The sequence below is a fragment of the Kosakonia arachidis genome (assembly GCF_900116535.1).
Taxonomy (GTDB): Bacteria; Pseudomonadota; Gammaproteobacteria; order Enterobacterales; family Enterobacteriaceae; genus Kosakonia; species Kosakonia arachidis.
Genome location: NZ_FPAU01000001.1, coordinates 1077670 through 1094007 on the forward strand (window position 1 = coordinate 1077670; position 16338 = coordinate 1094007).

Here is a 16338-nt window from a genome sequence, read left to right on the forward strand (position 1 = left end):
TTTCTGTCATATAACAGTAATAAATAAACTCACGGCTTAAAAAATTGCTCTGCATCGCAAAATGGCCGATGTATTGAGTTCAGTGATGTTATGTGGCGACATACTCAGCAGCGAAATAGTGTTATTCGTTCGCTTAATGAGCAATAGCGCGTGAATTCAGACACGCAGACTTACCACCATGTCGTTTGAGCGCTACCATAGCGGGATTGCAATGACAGGAGATGTCCATGAGCGAGCAAGCCATTCGTTTAACGCAATACAGCCACGGAGCCGGTTGCGGTTGTAAAATTTCCCCCAAAGTGCTGGATACCATTCTGCACAGCGAGCAGGCGAAGTTTCTCGACCCCAATCTGCTGGTCGGTAATGAAACGCGCGACGACGCCGCGGTTTACGATCTCGGTAACGGCACTTGCATTATCAGTACCACCGATTTTTTCATGCCTATCGTCGATAACCCGTTCGATTTTGGCCGCATTGCGGCAACCAACGCCATCAGCGATGTCTTCGCGATGGGGGGAAAACCGATCATGGCGATTGCCATCCTCGGCTGGCCACTCGATAAACTGCCGCCGGAAATTGCCCGTGAAGTGATCGACGGAGGGCGTTTTGCCTGCCGGGAGGCGGGTATTGCGTTGGCAGGTGGCCACTCTATCGATGCGCCGGAGCCGATTTTTGGTCTTGCCGTTACCGGCGTAGTGCCGACAGAACGAGTGAAGAAAAACAGTACTGCACAGGCTGGTTGCAAACTGTTCCTTACTAAACCGCTGGGCATTGGCGTATTAACCACCGCCGAGAAAAAATCCCTGCTCAGGCCGGAGCATGTGGGGCTGGCAACAGAAGTGATGTGCCGGATGAATATTGCAGGTGCAGCCTTTGCGAATATAGAGGGCGTGCAAGCGATGACCGATGTTACCGGCTTTGGTCTGCTTGGACATTTGAGCGAGATGTGCCAGGGTGCTGGCGTCCAGGCACAGGTGAATTATCAGGCTGTGCCGAAACTGCCAGGTGTCGAAGAGTATATTGCCAAAGGCGCCGTGCCCGGTGGTACGCAGCGTAATTTCGCCAGCTATGGTCATCTGATGGGCGAAATGTCTCCGTCTGTGCGCGATCTGTTGTGCGATCCGCAAACATCCGGTGGCCTGCTGCTTGCTGTGTCGCCGGAAGCAGAAAACGAAGTAAAAGCCACGGCTGCAGAGTATGGCATTGACCTGAGCGCCATTGGCGAGCTGGTCAGTGCTCGCGGCGGTCGTCCAATGATCGAGATACGTTAATTCATGCGGTTATTTATTGCCGAAAAACCCAGTCTGGCCCGCGCCATTGCCGATGTGCTACCCAAACCGCATCGCAAAGGCGATGGCTATATTGAGTGCGGTAATGGTCAGGTGGTGACCTGGTGTATCGGTCACCTGCTGGAGCAGGCGCAACCGGATGCCTACGACAACCGCTACGCCCGCTGGAATTTGGCAGATTTGCCGATTGTGCCAGAAAAATGGCAGCTGCAACCGCGCCCGTCGGTGCTGAAACAGATCAATGTCATTAAACGCCTGTTGGCGAATGCCGAACAGGTGGTGCACGCCGGTGACCCGGATCGCGAAGGGCAGTTGCTGGTCGACGAGGTGATCGACTACCTGCAACTGGCACCGGAAAAACGTCAACATGTGCAACGTTGCCTGATTAACGATCTCAACCCGCAGGCGGTGGAGCGTGCGATCGAACGCCTGCGCGCCAACAGTGAGTTTATTCCGCTGTGCGTCTCGGCGCTGGCCCGCGCCCGCGCCGACTGGCTATACGGTATCAACATGACCCGTGCCTATACGCTGCTGGGGCGCAATGCTGGTTATCAGGGCGTGCTCTCGGTCGGCCGCGTACAGACGCCAGTGCTCGGGCTGGTGGTGCGCCGCGACGAAGAGATCGAAAACTTCGTGGCGAAAGATTTCTTTGAGGTGAAAGCGCATATCGTCACGCCTGGCGGGGAGCGCTTTACCGCCCTGTGGCAGCCGAGTGATGCTTGCGAGCCGTATCAGGATGAGGAAGGGCGTCTGCTGCATCGCCCGCTGGCGGAACATGTGGTCAGCCGCATCGCCGGCCAGCCGGCGCTGGTTACGGCGTATAACGATAAGCGCGAATCGGAGCTTGCGCCGCTACCGTTTTCGCTTTCGTCATTGCAGATTGATGCGGCGAAACGCTACGGTCTCAGTGCGCAAAACGTGCTGGATATCTGCCAGAAGCTGTACGAAACCCATAAACTGATTACTTATCCGCGTTCAGATTGCCGTTATCTGCCTGAAGAGCACTTTGCCGGGCGCCATGCCGTGATGAATGCAATTGGCGTACATGCGCCGGATCTGCTGCCGCAGCCAGTGGTCAACCCGGATACGCGCAACCGCTGTTGGGATGACAAAAAGGTCGATGCGCACCACGCTATTATTCCGACTGCGCGGGCGTCGAAAGTGAATCTCAGCGATAACGAATCCAGGGTTTATAACCTGATTGCTCGCCAGTATCTGATGCAGTTCTGTCCGGATGCTGTGTTCCGGAAATGCCAGATCGATCTGGATATCGCCAACGGCAAGTTTATCGCCAAAGCGCGTTTCCTGGCGGAAGCGGGCTGGCGAACGCTGTTGGGTTCGAAAGAGCGCGATGAGGAGAACGATGGCACTCCGCTGCCCGTGGTGGCGAAGGGTGATGAGCTGCTGTGCGAGAAGGGCGAAGTGGTGGCCCGTCAAACACAGCCGCCACGCCACTTTACCGACGCGACATTGTTGTCGGCGATGACCGGTATCGCCCGCTTTGTGCAGGATAAAGAGTTGAAAAAGATCCTGCGTGCCACCGATGGACTGGGGACGGAAGCGACACGCGCCGGAATTATCGAACTGCTGTTTAAACGTAGTTTTCTGGTTAAAAAAGGGCGCTACATTCACGCCACAGAACCGGGCCGGGCGCTGATCCATTCATTGCCGGAGATGGCGGCCAGACCGGATATGACGGCGCACTGGGAGTCGGTGCTGACGAAAATCAGCGAAAAAGAGTGCCGTTATCAGGACTTCATGCAGCCGCTGGTCAGCACACTGCATGAACTGATCCACCAGGCGCGTAATACGCCGGTACGTCAGTTCCGCGGACTGGTTGCGCCGGGCAGCGAGAAGAAAAAAACGTTTGCCAAAGGACGGAGTAAAAAACGCCCGCCATCAGCAGAGGCGGGCGGCGACGTCGTTGTTTCATAGATCTGAGGGCGGATAAGGTCTGTATGTTGCCACCCTGAAATGCCTGATGGCGCTTCACTGAACTTCGCGCCCTGATTAAATCACACCCTGCGCCAGCATCGCATCGGCGACTTTCACAAAACCGGCGATGTTGGCGCCGCGCACATAGTGCGTCTGTTTACCTTCACCGCCGTATTGGACGCAGGCCTGATGAATATCAAGCATGATGTGGTGCAGACGGGCATCCACTTTTTCCGCCTTCCAGTTTAACCGCGCCGCATTCTGCGCCATCTCCAGTCCGGATGTGGCTACACCGCCCGCGTTGGCGGCTTTACCTGGCGCGAACAGCACGTCTGCTTCAAGGAACAGTTCGGTTGCCGCAATGGTGGTGGGCATATTTGCCCCTTCGGCCACCGCTTTCACGCCGTTAGCAATCAGTACTCGCGCGGCATCCATATCCAGCTCATTCTGCGTGGCGCACGGCAGAGCGATATCCACGGGTACGGACCACGGTTGCTGGCCCTGCAGATAATGCAGGCCAAACTCCAGCGCATAGTCGGCGATCCGGCCATCGCGACTGGCTTTGATTTCACACAGACGGGCCAGTTTTTCCGCCGTAAAACCGGCTTCATCAACGACAGTGCCGCTGGAATCAGAAGCCGTGATCACGCGCGCGCCCAGGGACATTGCTTTTTCAATGGCATACTGCGCCACATTGCCGGAACCGGAAACCGCCACGCGCATCCCTTCAAAACCAAGACTGTGGCGTTTAAGCATCGCCTCGGTGAAATAAACCAGGCCATAGCCGGTGGCTTCCGGGCGGATCAAACTGCCACCAAATGATAACCCTTTACCGGTGAAGACGCAGGCAGTGTTGTTGGCGAGTTTTTTCATCATCCCGGCCATAAAGCCGACTTCACGCGCGCCGACGCCGATATCGCCTGCCGGAACGTCGGTATCCGCGCCAAGATGGCGGTACAATTCGGCAATCAACGCCTGGCAAAAACGCATCACCTCGCCGTCGCTTTTACCTTTCGGATCGAAGTCGCTACCGCCTTTACCACCGCCCATTGGCAGGGTGGTCAGCGCATTTTTAAAGGTTTGCTCAAAACCGAGGAATTTCAAAATCGACAGATTGACCGACGGGTGAAAACGCATCCCGCCTTTGTAGGGACCAATGGTGGAGCTGAACTGTACGCGCCATGCGCGGTTGACCTGAACCTGGTTGCGGTCATCCACCCAGGCCACGCGAAACTGGATCACGCGTTCCGGTTCAACCAACCGTTCCAGTAGGGACAGCTCGCGATAGCGCGGGTTAGCGTCAAGAAACGGCCAGAGGGTCGTCATCACTTCGCGCACAGCCTGAGCGAACTCCGGCTGGTGAGGATCGCGCTGTTGAACATAACCGAGAAAGGATTCAAGAGAGAGTGTCTGATCCATAGATATAAGTGTCTCTTATTTTTAGGTGGGGTTGTTGTGGTTGTAGTGCGCAAAAAATGGGCGCTTTCGGACTATAACATTCATAAGAGCGTATACCGAAAGGGAAAATATCTCATGGCAGGCAAATTAATAATGTATGTAATGTCATAATGAAAAACGATAACAGGGAAAACTAAAGTTGGGGGAAAGAGATCCGTTATAGTAATACGTGGCATCAATCTGAAAGGAAGAGTTATGGCCCGTTTATCGTGGATAGCAGCAGCGTTACTGGTAGCAGCGGCGGGCAGCGCGCTCGCCGAACGTTTACCCTCACCCTCACCGGGAATTGAAGTGAATGTCCCTCCGGAAGTCTTTAGCGCCGGCGGGCAGACACAAACTACGCAGCCGTGTATTCAATGCTGCGTGTATGGTAATCAGAATTACAGTGAAGGCGCGGTGGTGAAAGCCGAAGGTGTGCTATTACAGTGCCAGCGCGATGAACGCGCGATTTCCACTAATCCGCTGGTTTGGCGTCGCGTGAAGCCATAAATGCTTCCAGCAGCGGGATATCCGCTGGTGCCAGCCTCTGTTTTAGGGCATCTGCGGGTTTGCACCACAACAAAGCGCTGTGATAATGGCGGGTTGGCTCGCCGTGAAAGGCAACAACATGCCATGCATGTAGATGAATCATCCGTCCGGATACTTCCCGCTGGTGGCTTGCGACATAGCGAGCCGGCAGGGCGTCAATGCCCAGTTCCTCGCGCAGTTCACGCGTTAAGGCCTGCGGCTGCGTTTCCCCGGCTTCCACCTTGCCGCCAGCAAATTCCCATAGCCCGGCTTGATCGGCATGCGGCGGGCGCTGCGCCAGCAAAATTTTGCCATCGAGTTCGATGATCGCCGCGACCACCTCAACTGTTTTCAGGTTTGTCATCCGTCTGCTCCATTTTCTGCCGCTGGCTCCACTCGAACCAACCGCCATCATACACGGCGATCTTCGGCCAGCCGAGTGCCCGGGCAAGCAAAAATGCCAGCGATGCACGCCAGCCCGTGCCACAGTAAAAAATCACCTGTTTATCGGCAGTGATGTTTTGCTGCTGCCATAGTGCGGCAATTTCTTGCGGGGAACGCACAGTACCGTCCGGATGATGGTAATCAGCAATAAACTGGCTGTTGCCGCCAGCGTGTCCCCAGCGTGCTCCTGGAATATCGCCAGCGGTGGAAATATAGTCATAACCACTGGTACTGCCGCTGAACTCATCCCAACTGCGCACGCTAACCAGCACGGTTTCTGGCTGTGCCATCCGTTGTCGGGTTTGCGTCATGTTAAGCAAAAAGTGTGGCTGTGAAGGGAGCGGTGCGCCGAAATCCTGAGGGGTGATGGCGGGGGGCAGATCGATCGTTTGCCGCAGCTCTGCGCGTTGCCAGCTCAGCCATCCGCCATTTAGCAGACGGATATCGTTGATGCCAGTGTACAGCAGTATTTGCGCCAGCCGCTCGGCAGCGTAGTTGCCGCGGCCATAGAGAATGACGGTCATATCACTGTGTAAACCGTAACGAGACAGCATGGTGCGCAGCATGTCGGGCGGCACGACATTCCACAGCGGCAGGCTTTCAAAAAGCTGGGTGTCAACGTAATACGCGCCGGGAATGTGGCCAGCGCGATAGGTTTGTTCGGCGTTATAGCCTACTTCCAGTAGCCGCCATGTTTCGGCGGGTGGATTGCGGCGCAGTAAATCGTCCAGCCACTGCGCGGTAACCCACGGGTTGCCAGACGTCATGGCATCAGACCTTAAATCTGGCCCATACCGGCGCGTGATCGGACGGTTTTTCCATGCTGCGAATGTCATAATCAATCCCCGTTTCGATGCAGCGCTCGGCCAGCGGCTGGCTTGCCAGAAGCAGATCGATACGCAGGCCGCGATTATCATCAAAACCTTTGGAGCGGTAATCAAACCAGGAGAAGCGATCGTTGGTTTGCGGGTTTGCTTCGCGATAAGTATCCACCAGACCCCAGCCCTTCAGGCGCTCCATCCATTCACGCTCTTCCGGCAGGAACGAGCATTTACCAGTGCGCAGCCAACGCTTGCGGTTCTCTTCGCCGATGCCGATGTCCAGATCCGTCGGGCTGATATTCATATCGCCCATAATCAGTACCGGGTTCTCTTTTTTCAGCTCGGTTTCGAGGAAGGTTTGCAGATCCTGATAGAACTTCTCTTTTGCCGGGAATTTAAGCGGGTGGTCGCGGCTTTCGCCCTGCGGAAAGTAGCCATTAATCACGGTGATATTGCCGAGAGGCGACGGAATTTCCGCCATGATAATGCGACGCTGCGCCTCTACGCCGTCGTTGGGAAAGCCACGACGTACGGAAACCGGCGTATCTTTGGTCAACAACGCAACGCCGTAGTGACCTTTTTGCCCGTGATAAAAGACGTTGTAACCCAGGCGCGCCACCTCTTCGAGTGGAAACATATCGTCATGGACTTTTGTCTCCTGCAGACCGATCACGTCCGGCTGATGCTGCTCGACAAGCGCTTCCAGTTGATGAGGCCGGGCACGCAGGCCGTTGATATTAAAAGAGACAAATTTCATAGTCGCCGCCACTTAGCAGTAAAAAGATGCACAGATGTTAGCAGAATTCACATTTAACCACCGCCACTTATTGATATTGCTGTCGCCAATGCGCAAAAAACGCGCCAGTCGCCCCGATTTGGTGCGCGATGCGCCGAAATGAGGCAGGGTACTAAAATTAATTTCGCTGATGATCACAGTTCTATAATTAAATATTCTTATTGCATAAACCCGCGGCCCCGGTCGCCCATCACCTCGCCTGGCCATAGAATTATTCACTTTTTATGCAATTTATATGAATAGCGATGGGTCGTAAGTCGCTGATATTTCATTAGTCAAGAACGTTTATGCATTTTTATCGCTGGCTGGCACGAACTGTGCAATCTACATTTACAGCGAAAATGTTCATATTCATTAACATTTGTTCAACTTTTTATTTACCGGGTGAGGTTGCTATGTCTACATCAATTACGCGTGAAAATTTTGATCAATGGATGTTGCCTGTCTACGCGCCAGCGCCTTTTATTCCGGTCCGCGGGGAAGGTTCGCGTTTATGGGATCAACAGGGCAACGAGTACATCGATTTTGCCGGGGGTATTGCTGTTAACGCGCTGGGCCACGCCCATCCAGCCTTGTGCAAGACACTGAGCGAGCAGGCGGCGAAGTTCTGGCATACCGGCAACGGCTATACCAATGAGCCGGTACTGAAGCTGGCGAAACGGTTGCTGGATGCTACGTTTGCCGAGCGTGCTTTCTTCTGTAACTCCGGCGCGGAGGCGAATGAAGCGGCGCTGAAACTGGCACGTAAATATGCCCACGACACTTTCGGTCCGCAGAAAAGCGGCATTGTGGCTTTCAAAAATGCTTTCCACGGCCGTACGCTGTTTACCGTTAGTGCAGGTGGGCAACCGGCCTACTCGCAGGATTTTGCACCACTGCCACCGCAGATTCAGCATGCGGTTTACAACGATCTGGCTTCCGCCAGCACATTGATCAATGACGACACCTGCGCAGTCATTGTTGAGCCAATGCAAGGTGAAGGTGGTGTGGTACCGGCCAGTCAGGCCTTTTTACAGGGACTGCGTGAGCTGTGTACTCGTTACAACGCGGTATTGATTTTTGATGAAGTGCAGACCGGCGTCGGCCGTACCGGCGAACTGTATGCCTATATGCATTATGGCGTGACGCCGGATGTGCTGACCACAGCGAAAGCGCTGGGTGGCGGTTTCCCGATTGGCGCGATGCTGACTACCGAGACCTTTGGCAAGGTCATGAATGTGGGTATGCATGGCACGACCTACGGCGGTAATCCGCTGGCGGGTGCAGTTGCTGGCGCCGTGCTGGATATCGTCAATACGCCGGAAACACTGGACGGTGTCAAACAGCGCCACCAGTGGTTTGTTGAGCAACTGACGGCATTCAACGAATGTCATCCTCTGTTCAGTGACATTCGCGGTCTGGGGCTGTTGATTGGCTGCCAACTGCTGGCGGAACATGCCGGAAAAGCGAAACAGATTTCTCAACTGGCGGCAGTGGAAGGGGTGATGGTGCTGATTGCCGGTGGCAACGTGGTGCGTTTTGCTCCGGCGCTGAATATCAGCGAAGAAGAGGTGCGTACCGGGCTTGCGCGTTTTACCCGCGCCTGTGAAAAATTCCTGGCGGAGAACATATCATGATGGTGATCCGTCCTGTCGCGGCAAGCGATCTACCGGCGCTGATGAAGCTGGCCGGGAAAACCGGCGGCGGGCTGACATCGTTACCTGCCGATGAAACGACGCTCGCGGCGCGTATTGAACGTGCCCGCAGAACGTGGCAAGGGGAGTTACCGAAGGGGGAACAGGGTTATGTTTTTGTGCTGGAGGAGACGCAAAGCGGTGAAGTGGCCGGGATCTGCGCCATCGAAGTGGCGGTGGGGCTCAACGAACCCTGGTATAACTACCGCGTTGGGACTCAGGTTCACGCCTCGAAAGCGTTGAATGTCTACAACGCACGGCCGACGTTATTTCTCAGTAACGATCATACCGGTAGCAGTGAGCTATGTACGCTGTTTCTCGATCCTGCCTGGCGCAAAGAGGGCAACGGCTATCTGCTTTCGAAGTCGCGCTTTCTGTTTATGGCGGCCTTTCGCGATCGCTTTAACGAAAAAGTGGTGGCGGAGATGCGCGGTGTCATCGACGAGCATGGCTACTCGCCGTTCTGGGAGAGCCTTGGAAAACGCTTCTTCTCGATGGAATTCAGCCGTGCTGATTATCTGTGCGGTACCGGGCAGAAAGCGTTTATCGCCGAATTGATGCCCAAGCATCCTATCTATACTCACTTTCTCTCTGACGAGGCGCAGGCGGTCATTGGCGAAGTGCATCCGCAGACCGCGCCTGCACGCGCGGTGCTGGAAAAAGAGGGCTTTCGCTACCGCAATTATGTCGACATTTTTGATGGCGGGCCGACGCTGGAGTGCGATGTTGACCGGGTGCGGGCGATCCGCAAAAGTCGGCTGGTTATCGTGGCGCAAGGGCAGCGTGCGCCGGGAGAGTGGCCAGCCTGCATGGTAGCGAATGATCAATACGAGCAATTTAGAGCCATGCTTATCAAAGCAGATCCCAACACTGAGCGGCTGCTGTTAAGCGCCGCGGAACTGGATGCGCTGAAATGTCAGCCAGGCGATAGCGTGCGGCTGGTGCGCCTTTGTGCCGAGGAGAAATCACAATGAGTTTATGGATCAATGGCGACTGGGTAAGCGGTAAAGGTGAGCGCCGGGTGAAAAGTAATCCGGTAAGTCATGAAGCGCTATGGCACGGTTTTGATGCCAGCGCCGCACAGGTAGAAGCGGCTTATCGGGCTGCACGTAATGCTTTTCCGGCATGGGCGCGCGAACCTTTTGCTGTGCGTCAGGCTGTGGTGGAAAAATTTGCCAGCCTGCTGGAAGCCAATAAAACTGCGTTGACGGAAATTATTGCCCGCGAAACCGGGAAACCGCGCTGGGAAGCGGCGACCGAAGTGGTGGCCATGATCAATAAAGCCAGCATTTCGGTGAAAGCGTATCACACGCGAACCGGCGAACAGCACACGGAAATGGCCGACGGTGCGGCAACGCTTCGCCATCGTCCGCATGGCGTTCTCGCTGTTTTCGGACCATATAATTTTCCCGGTCATTTACCAAACGGCCATATTATTCCGGCGCTACTGGCGGGTAATACACTGCTGTTTAAACCGAGTGAATTGACGCCGTGGTGCGGCGAAGCGGTGGTTAAACTGTGGGAGCAGGCCGGTCTGCCCGCCGGTGTGCTCAATTTAGTGCAGGGAGGACGCGAAACCGGGCAAGCGCTGAGTGCGCTGCCGGGGCTGGACGGTTTGCTATTTACCGGTAGCGCCAATACCGGTTATCAATTGCATCGCCAGTTGGCTGGTCAGCCTGAGAAGATCCTCGCGCTGGAAATGGGCGGCAATAACCCGCTGATCATCGATGATCCTCAGGATATTGATGCCGCCGTGCATCTGGCGATACAGTCCGCTTTTATTACCGCCGGTCAGCGCTGCACCTGTGCGCGACGTTTGCTGGTGAAACGGTCGCCAGAGGGCGATGCTTTCCTTACGCGGTTTGTAGAGGTGAGCGCACGTCTCACGCCACAGGCATGGAATGCAGAACCGCAGCCGTTCCTCGGCGGTTTGATCTCCGCTCAGGCCGCGCAGCATGTGTTACATGCATGGCAGGCGCATGAAGCACGCGGCGGCAAAACCTTGCTGGCCCCACGTCTGCTGGAAGAAGGAACTTCACTGCTGACGCCGGGTATCATTGAGATGACCAGTGTTGCCGACGTTCCGGATGAAGAGGTGTTTGGCCCGCTGCTGTGCGTCTGGCGCTATGACCATTTCGATGAAGCGATCGCGCTGGCGAACAATACTCGTTACGGGCTCTCCTGCGGGCTGATCTCCCCGCAGCGCGAGAAGTTTGATCGGCTGTTGCTGGAAGCACGTGCCGGAATTGTTAACTGGAACAAACCGCTGACGGGCGCGGCCAGCACCGCACCATTCGGCGGTGTGGGTGCTTCCGGAAATCATCGTGCCAGTGCCTGGTATGCGGCAGATTACTGCGCATGGCCAATGGCAAGCCTTGAATCCGCCGATCTGACCCTGCCGCAAACACTCAGTCCGGGTCTCGATTTTTCCCGCGAGGAACAACCATGAAAGCGCGTGAAGTGAACTTTGATGGACTGGTCGGCCTGACACACCACTATGCCGGGTTGTCATTCGGCAATGAGGCATCAACGCGGCACCGTTTCCAGGTCTCCAACCCTAAGCTGGCGGCGAAGCAGGGGCTCCTGAAAATGAAGGCGCTGGCCGATGCCGGTTTTCCGCAGGCAGTGATCCCACCGCATGAACGCCCGAATGTGCCGGTGTTGCGCCAGTTAGGATTTAGCGGCAGCGATGAACAAGTGGTCGAAAAAGCCGCCGCCCAGGCACCACAGCTCCTCTCTTCTGCCAGCTCGGCATCGGCGATGTGGGTTGCCAATGCCGCCACGGTTTGCCCCTCGGCTGACTCCGTGGATGGCAAAGTTCATCTGACGGTGGCGAATCTCAACAATAAATTTCATCGCGCGGTTGAAGCACCGACCACCGAAGCGCTGCTGCGGGCGATTTTCCGCGATGAAAAGACATTCAGTGTGCATTCGGCACTACCACAAGTGGCAATGCTGGGCGATGAAGGTGCTGCTAACCACAACCGCTTTGGCGGCGATTATGGCGATCCGGGTGTGCAGCTTTTTGTCTATGGACGGGAAGAGGGCAGCATGCTTGCACCGACACGCTATCCTGCTCGTCAGACGTTGGAAGCCAGCCAGGCGGTGGCGCGTCTTAACCAGGTTCGCCCTTCGCAGGTATTGTACGCCAGGCAAAATCCCCAGGTCATCGATCAGGGCGTGTTCCATAATGATGTTATTGCCGTTTCTAATCGGCAGTTGCTGTTTTGCCATGAGCACGCCTTTGCCGATCAAGCGCAGCTGCTGGCGGAGTTACGCCGTCGCGTGCCGGGCTTTACGGCGATAGAAGTGCCACAGCAGGCAGCATCGGTTGCCGATGCGGTGTCGACGTATCTGTTCAACAGCCAACTGCTGAGCTATGAAGATGGTCGTATGGTACTGGTGTTGCCGCAGGAGTCTCAGGAGCATGAAGGCGTCTGGCGTTATCTGAACCAGTTGCTGGTGCAGGATAATCCGATTGGTGAACTGAAGGTGTTTGATCTGCGTGAGAGTATGGCAAACGGTGGCGGCCCGGCATGTCTGCGCTTACGGGTGGTGTTGACCGGGGCGGAGCTGCAGGCAGTAAATCCGGCTGTGATGATGAATGATACCTTGTTTACCACGCTCAATGATTGGGTTGATCGCTACTATCGTGACTGTCTGACACAGGAAGATCTTGCCGATCCGCAATTGTTGCGGGAAGGACGGGAAGCTCTGGACAGTCTCACGCAGCTGCTGGACCTCGGTTCTGTTTATCCCTTCCAGCGTTAACCGGAGGTTGTATGGAGGACTTTCTTGCCAGCACGTTATCGGGTGACATCCCGCGTAAAATGTCAGGGGAGTCGGGTGGTATTCACTGGCTGTGGCACGAGCAAGGGATCATTGAGCTGGTGCCGTCGCACCCTACCGGGCGCTCGCTGGTACTCTCCTGCGCCATTCACGGCAATGAAACCGCGCCGGTGGAGATGCTGGACATTCTGCTGAAAAATCTTTTTTCCGGCACGCAGCCGCTTACCTGGCGGCTTTTGGTCATCCTGGGTAACCCGCAGGCGCTTAGGGAAGGCAAGCGTTTTCTGCATAGCGATTTGAACCGCATGTTTGGTGGACGCTGGCAGCAACTCCCACCCAGCGATGAAACGGTGCGTGCCGCGCAGCTCGAACGCGCGGTCACCCACTTTTTTGCCGGTGGTGATGAGGAACGTTGGCACCTCGATCTGCATACAGCGATCCGTGGGTCGTATCATGTGCGTTTCGGCGTGCTGCCACAGCGCGTGCAGCCGTGGGATGAGTTGTTTCTGGAGTGGCTTGGTTCGGCAGGGCTGGAAGCGCTGGTCTTCCATCAGGCGCCGGGTGGCACGTTTACCCACTTCACCTGTGCGCAATTTGAGGCGTTGTCCTGTACGCTGGAGCTGGGCAAAGCGCTGCCGTTTGGCGAGAATGATCTCAGCCAGTTTCAGCGTACCGCCTGGGCGTTGGTAGCGCTGCTGGCGGGTGAACCTGCGCCGGATATGCTGAACGTACCGGTTCGCTATAGGGTTGTACAGCAACTGACGCGACACAGTGAGGCGTTCAAACTATATATGTCAGCAGAAACACTGAACTTTACACCGTTCCGCGCCGGGACGCTGCTGGCGGAAGATCGCGGTGAACGCTACGTTGTACAGCATGAGGAGGAGTATGTGTTATTCCCGAATCCTGGTGTCGCTGTCGGTTTGCGCGCTGGATTGATGTTAGAAAAAATAAACTAATGCATCAGCCCTGTTACCGCAGGGCTTATTTTTAGTACCTTTTTAAATAAATTACGGGAAAATCCTGGTTAATGGATTTATTATTAATCGCTATGACCGTATACTTATAAAAATTCATTATTAATCAATGTATTGATTATTTTACTCTCAACTCTCCACTGTTTTTCCTTATTTTCCTCATATTTCACGTAAAAAGGGTATTTACACTTTCATTGTTTTACTGTCGCTCTGATTAATTGACGATAAAGGCAGTAAAGTAAATAGCGTCAACACGGCTATCGCCGTAAGTAAAACCGAAATAAGGAATAAAATTATGCGTAAATTGACGGCCCTGTTTGTTGCCTCTACCCTGGCTTTCGGCGCTGCTGGCCTCGCACACGCCGATGATACAACGGCTGCACCTGCCGATGGTAAACCAATGATGCACCACAATGGTAAAGGTCCATACGATAGGATGTTCAGAGACCTGAACCTGACCGATGCACAGAAACAGCAGATCCGCGAAATTATGAAAAGCCAGCGTGATGAGATGAAACATTCGCGGGTTGAAGAGATGCGTGCAATGCATGACATCATCACCAGCGACAGCTTCGACAAAGCGAAAGCGGAAGCACAGATCGCGAAAATGGAAGAGCAGCATAAAGCTGGCATGCTGAGACACATGGAAACGCAGAACAAAATTTACAACATCCTGACACCGGAACAGAAAAAGCAGTTCAATGCGAATTTTGAGAAGCGTCTGACAGAACATCCGGCACGAGAAGGTAAAATGCCTCCTGCACCTGCTGAGTAATTCAGCACTCCTATCAAGACCGCCGGTTTTGCTTATTGCATGTAGTACGTGATGAGCAGAACCGGCGGTTTTTCTTTTCCTCCCTCTTGCCAGCCGCCCGTAGCGCGGTATTCTCGTGAAGCCCCTTTTTCCAGGGTGTGTTACTTATCTTAAATTTATATTTTTTTACATGTCTGGTTACGTTGTGGCCTAAGGCAAATTGTTGCTGCTGCCGATAATCCGACAACGACAATAAGCAATAACAAGCTGCTATGCTGCCTGCTGAAGCAGCGGCGCGGATCTTATGACCGTGCCCTTCAGGAGTGATGATGGAATTTTTTGATATTCGCAAAATGCCAGTGAACCTCTGGCGTAATGGCGCGGGCGAGACCCGGGAGATTTGCTGTGTTCCGCCCGCCACCCGCGATTTTAATTGGCGCGCCAGTATCGCTTCACTGGCAAGTAATGGTGAGTTTCCGCAGTTCCCCGGAGTTGACAGAGTGATAACCCTGCTGGAAGGTGGAGAAGTGACGCTGGATGGCGGTAGTGCTTTCCGCCATACCCTGAAACATCATCAGCCCTTTGCCTTTGCCGGTGAACAGTCGGTAAAAGTAGAATTGTCGGAGGGGAAAATGTCGATGGATTTCAATATCCTGACGCGTCGCGACCGTTGTCAGGCAAAAGTGCGCATTGCCGATCGCACATTTACTACTTTCGGCGCGCGCGGCGGCGTGGTGTTTATTCTTAGTGGCGCGTGGCAACTTGGGGATAAATTGTTAACCGCCGATCAGGGCGCTTGCTGGCAGGAAGGGCGGCACACGCTGCGGTTGTTGAAGACAGAAGGGCAGTTGCTGTTCAGTGAGATCAGTTGGCTGCCAGGGCATTAACTCAGCTCGATGATTTCATGCTCGCCGCTGAGCAGCGGCTTGCAGAGTATTTTGTAACCATCATGGTCGAACCCGGCTGGCGTACGCAGCAGCGCAGTGGCCTCGCCCAGGGAGTTAACCGAGCCCAGCCATAGCCAGTTGTGAATGATGTGGTATTGCACCATCGCGCCGAAACTCTCTTTCAATCCGACCGGCCCTTGCCAGGGCCAGCACACCAGCTTCATGCGCGCCATCGCCGCCGCGAAACGCGCATCGTGCGCTTCGCGAGGTTCTCTGCCGCAGCATGCTCCGGCACAGCGTTGCAGCGCTGAGCGAAAGCAAGGACGGTCGCGTGTGATCGGCTCCATCCCCAGCAGACCGTAGCAGAGTTTTTCGTCATCGGCGATGGATTGCAGTGCTTGTAACGCGGCGCGGCGGTTGGCGAATAACCCATGGAGTTCTGGCGTGGCGGAAAAATCCACTTCGCGCGCATACACCACCTGCGGTTTCTCGCCGCCCAGCAGCAGTGAGCAGAGCTGGCGATTGCGGCGCAGACGTTTATTAAACAGCGGCTGCTGCTCTTTGATTAGCCGTGCTTCCAGTAGCAACGCGCCCAACTCTCCGGCGGTGCAGATCCAGCTGATGCGCCTGGACTGGCGGAGCATCGAGGCTTCATCTGGGGTGCGCAAATGCGACAGCACCCGGCTACGGATATTGACGCTTTTGCCGATATACAGCGGCATCGCTTCGCTTTCGCCATGAAAAATATAGACGCCAGGATGCTTTGGCATGGCCTTCAGCCACTGGCGCAAATGTTCGGGGTATTCATAAATTGCCGCTGCGTCAAACTCAAGACGCGGGGCGGATTGACGCCTTGCCACTCAGAAACTCCTGATACTGTTTACCCATACAGTATAACAACTAACGGCAGGCTAAAAAAGAGGCAAGCAGGTAATAATGTGGGCTGGCCGGGAGCGCCGTGACAACCTCAGGGAGAGAGGGATGGGATGCCGAGGGCGAGAGGCTTAT

The 16338-nt window shown here is 55.0% G+C and carries 15 protein-coding genes; 10 read left to right on the plus strand and 5 right to left on the minus strand.

Annotation, left to right across the window (positions count from 1 at the left end):
• Positions 1 to 227: 227 nt before the first annotated feature.
• A complete protein-coding gene (gene selD / locus BM427_RS05225) occupies positions 228 to 1271 on the plus strand; it encodes a selenide, water dikinase SelD (protein ID WP_090119813.1) in 1044 nt (347 codons plus the stop codon).
• Positions 1272 to 1274: 3 nt separating this feature from the next.
• Positions 1275 to 3224 (plus strand): DNA topoisomerase III, encoded by a 1950-nt coding sequence (locus BM427_RS05230; RefSeq protein ID WP_090119815.1) that lies wholly within the window; start codon positions 1275 to 1277, stop codon positions 3222 to 3224.
• A gap of 75 nt (positions 3225 to 3299) precedes the next feature.
• On the opposite strand, the gene gdhA is transcribed toward BM427_RS05230, so the two are convergent.
• Positions 3300 to 4643: an NADP-specific glutamate dehydrogenase gene (gdhA, locus tag BM427_RS05235; protein WP_090119817.1), complete on the minus strand. Its 1344-nt coding sequence runs from the start codon at positions 4641 to 4643 to the stop codon at positions 3300 to 3302.
• Between the two features lie 234 nt (positions 4644 to 4877).
• On the opposite strand from gdhA, the gene BM427_RS05240 reads away from it, so the two are divergent.
• On the plus strand, positions 4878 to 5171 hold the full coding sequence (locus tag BM427_RS05240) for a DUF1496 domain-containing protein (protein WP_090119818.1): 294 nt from the start codon (positions 4878 to 4880) through the stop codon (positions 5169 to 5171).
• Here BM427_RS05240 and BM427_RS05245 read toward each other — a convergent pair.
• From BM427_RS05245 to xthA, 3 genes are read right to left on the minus strand one after another with little or no spacing between them, the layout of a single operon-like run.
• Positions 5137 to 5553 carry a pyrimidine (deoxy)nucleoside triphosphate diphosphatase gene (locus tag BM427_RS05245; protein ID WP_090119820.1) on the minus strand — a complete coding sequence of 139 codons (417 nt, stop codon included), beginning with the start codon at positions 5551 to 5553 and terminating at the stop codon, positions 5137 to 5139. The two genes, BM427_RS05240 and BM427_RS05245, sit on opposite strands and share 35 nt — an antisense overlap.
• Positions 5531 to 6400: a sulfurtransferase gene (locus BM427_RS05250; protein ID WP_090119822.1), complete on the minus strand. Its 870-nt coding sequence runs from the start codon at positions 6398 to 6400 to the stop codon at positions 5531 to 5533. The genes BM427_RS05245 and BM427_RS05250 overlap by 23 nt, the downstream gene beginning before the upstream one ends.
• Positions 6401 to 6404: 4 nt before the next feature.
• Positions 6405 to 7211 carry an exodeoxyribonuclease III gene (xthA, locus tag BM427_RS05255; RefSeq protein ID WP_090119824.1) on the minus strand — a complete coding sequence of 269 codons (807 nt, stop codon included), beginning with the start codon at positions 7209 to 7211 and terminating at the stop codon, positions 6405 to 6407.
• 434 nt (positions 7212 to 7645) lie between these two features.
• Here xthA and BM427_RS05260 point away from each other — a divergent pair, with 434 nt between their 5' ends.
• From BM427_RS05260 to ves, 7 genes are all read left to right on the plus strand, one after another.
• On the plus strand, positions 7646 to 8866 hold the full coding sequence (locus tag BM427_RS05260) for an aspartate aminotransferase family protein (protein ID WP_090120686.1): 1221 nt from the start codon (positions 7646 to 7648) through the stop codon (positions 8864 to 8866).
• Positions 8863 to 9897, plus strand: coding sequence for an arginine N-succinyltransferase (gene astA / locus BM427_RS05265; RefSeq protein WP_090119825.1), 1035 nt, complete (start codon positions 8863 to 8865; stop codon positions 9895 to 9897). The genes BM427_RS05260 and astA overlap by 4 nt, the downstream gene beginning before the upstream one ends.
• Positions 9894 to 11372 carry a succinylglutamate-semialdehyde dehydrogenase gene (gene astD, locus BM427_RS05270; RefSeq protein WP_090119828.1) on the plus strand — a complete coding sequence of 493 codons (1479 nt, stop codon included), beginning with the start codon at positions 9894 to 9896 and terminating at the stop codon, positions 11370 to 11372. Before astA ends, astD begins: the two co-directional genes overlap by 4 nt.
• Positions 11369 to 12694, plus strand: coding sequence for an N-succinylarginine dihydrolase (gene astB / locus BM427_RS05275; protein ID WP_090119829.1), 1326 nt, complete (start codon positions 11369 to 11371; stop codon positions 12692 to 12694). The genes astD and astB overlap by 4 nt, the downstream gene beginning before the upstream one ends.
• A gap of 11 nt (positions 12695 to 12705) precedes the next feature.
• On the plus strand, positions 12706 to 13671 hold the full coding sequence (astE, locus tag BM427_RS05280) for a succinylglutamate desuccinylase (protein WP_090119831.1): 966 nt from the start codon (positions 12706 to 12708) through the stop codon (positions 13669 to 13671).
• 313 nt (positions 13672 to 13984) lie between these two features.
• On the plus strand, positions 13985 to 14464 hold the full coding sequence (spy, locus tag BM427_RS05285; protein ID WP_090119833.1) for an ATP-independent periplasmic protein-refolding chaperone Spy: 480 nt from the start codon (positions 13985 to 13987) through the stop codon (positions 14462 to 14464).
• Positions 14465 to 14772: 308 nt separating this feature from the next.
• Positions 14773 to 15330 carry an environmental stress-induced protein Ves gene (gene ves / locus BM427_RS05290; RefSeq protein WP_090119835.1) on the plus strand — a complete coding sequence of 186 codons (558 nt, stop codon included), beginning with the start codon at positions 14773 to 14775 and terminating at the stop codon, positions 15328 to 15330.
• On the opposite strand, the gene cho is transcribed toward ves, so the two are convergent.
• Positions 15327 to 16190: an excinuclease Cho gene (gene cho / locus BM427_RS05295; RefSeq protein WP_090119837.1), complete on the minus strand. Its 864-nt coding sequence runs from the start codon at positions 16188 to 16190 to the stop codon at positions 15327 to 15329. The genes ves and cho overlap by 4 nt on opposite strands.
• Positions 16191 to 16338 lie beyond the last annotated feature (148 nt).

Coding starts and splice junctions, on each gene's coding strand:
- selD (WP_090119813.1), top strand. CDS start 228: ATGAGCGAGCAAGCCATTCGTTTAACGCAATACAGCCACGGAGCCGGT.
- BM427_RS05230 (WP_090119815.1), top strand. CDS start 1,275: ATGCGGTTATTTATTGCCGAAAAACCCAGTCTGGCCCGCGCCATTGCC.
- gdhA (WP_090119817.1), bottom strand. CDS start 4,643: ATGGATCAGACACTCTCTCTTGAATCCTTTCTCGGTTATGTTCAACAG.
- BM427_RS05240 (WP_090119818.1), top strand. CDS start 4,878: ATGGCCCGTTTATCGTGGATAGCAGCAGCGTTACTGGTAGCAGCGGCG.
- BM427_RS05245 (WP_090119820.1), bottom strand. CDS start 5,553: ATGACAAACCTGAAAACAGTTGAGGTGGTCGCGGCGATCATCGAACTC.
- BM427_RS05250 (WP_090119822.1), bottom strand. CDS start 6,400: ATGACGTCTGGCAACCCGTGGGTTACCGCGCAGTGGCTGGACGATTTA.
- xthA (WP_090119824.1), bottom strand. CDS start 7,211: ATGAAATTTGTCTCTTTTAATATCAACGGCCTGCGTGCCCGGCCTCAT.
- BM427_RS05260 (WP_090120686.1), top strand. CDS start 7,646: ATGTCTACATCAATTACGCGTGAAAATTTTGATCAATGGATGTTGCCT.
- astA (WP_090119825.1), top strand. CDS start 8,863: ATGATGGTGATCCGTCCTGTCGCGGCAAGCGATCTACCGGCGCTGATG.
- astD (WP_090119828.1), top strand. CDS start 9,894: ATGAGTTTATGGATCAATGGCGACTGGGTAAGCGGTAAAGGTGAGCGC.
- astB (WP_090119829.1), top strand. CDS start 11,369: ATGAAAGCGCGTGAAGTGAACTTTGATGGACTGGTCGGCCTGACACAC.
- astE (WP_090119831.1), top strand. CDS start 12,706: ATGGAGGACTTTCTTGCCAGCACGTTATCGGGTGACATCCCGCGTAAA.
- spy (WP_090119833.1), top strand. CDS start 13,985: ATGCGTAAATTGACGGCCCTGTTTGTTGCCTCTACCCTGGCTTTCGGC.
- ves (WP_090119835.1), top strand. CDS start 14,773: ATGGAATTTTTTGATATTCGCAAAATGCCAGTGAACCTCTGGCGTAAT.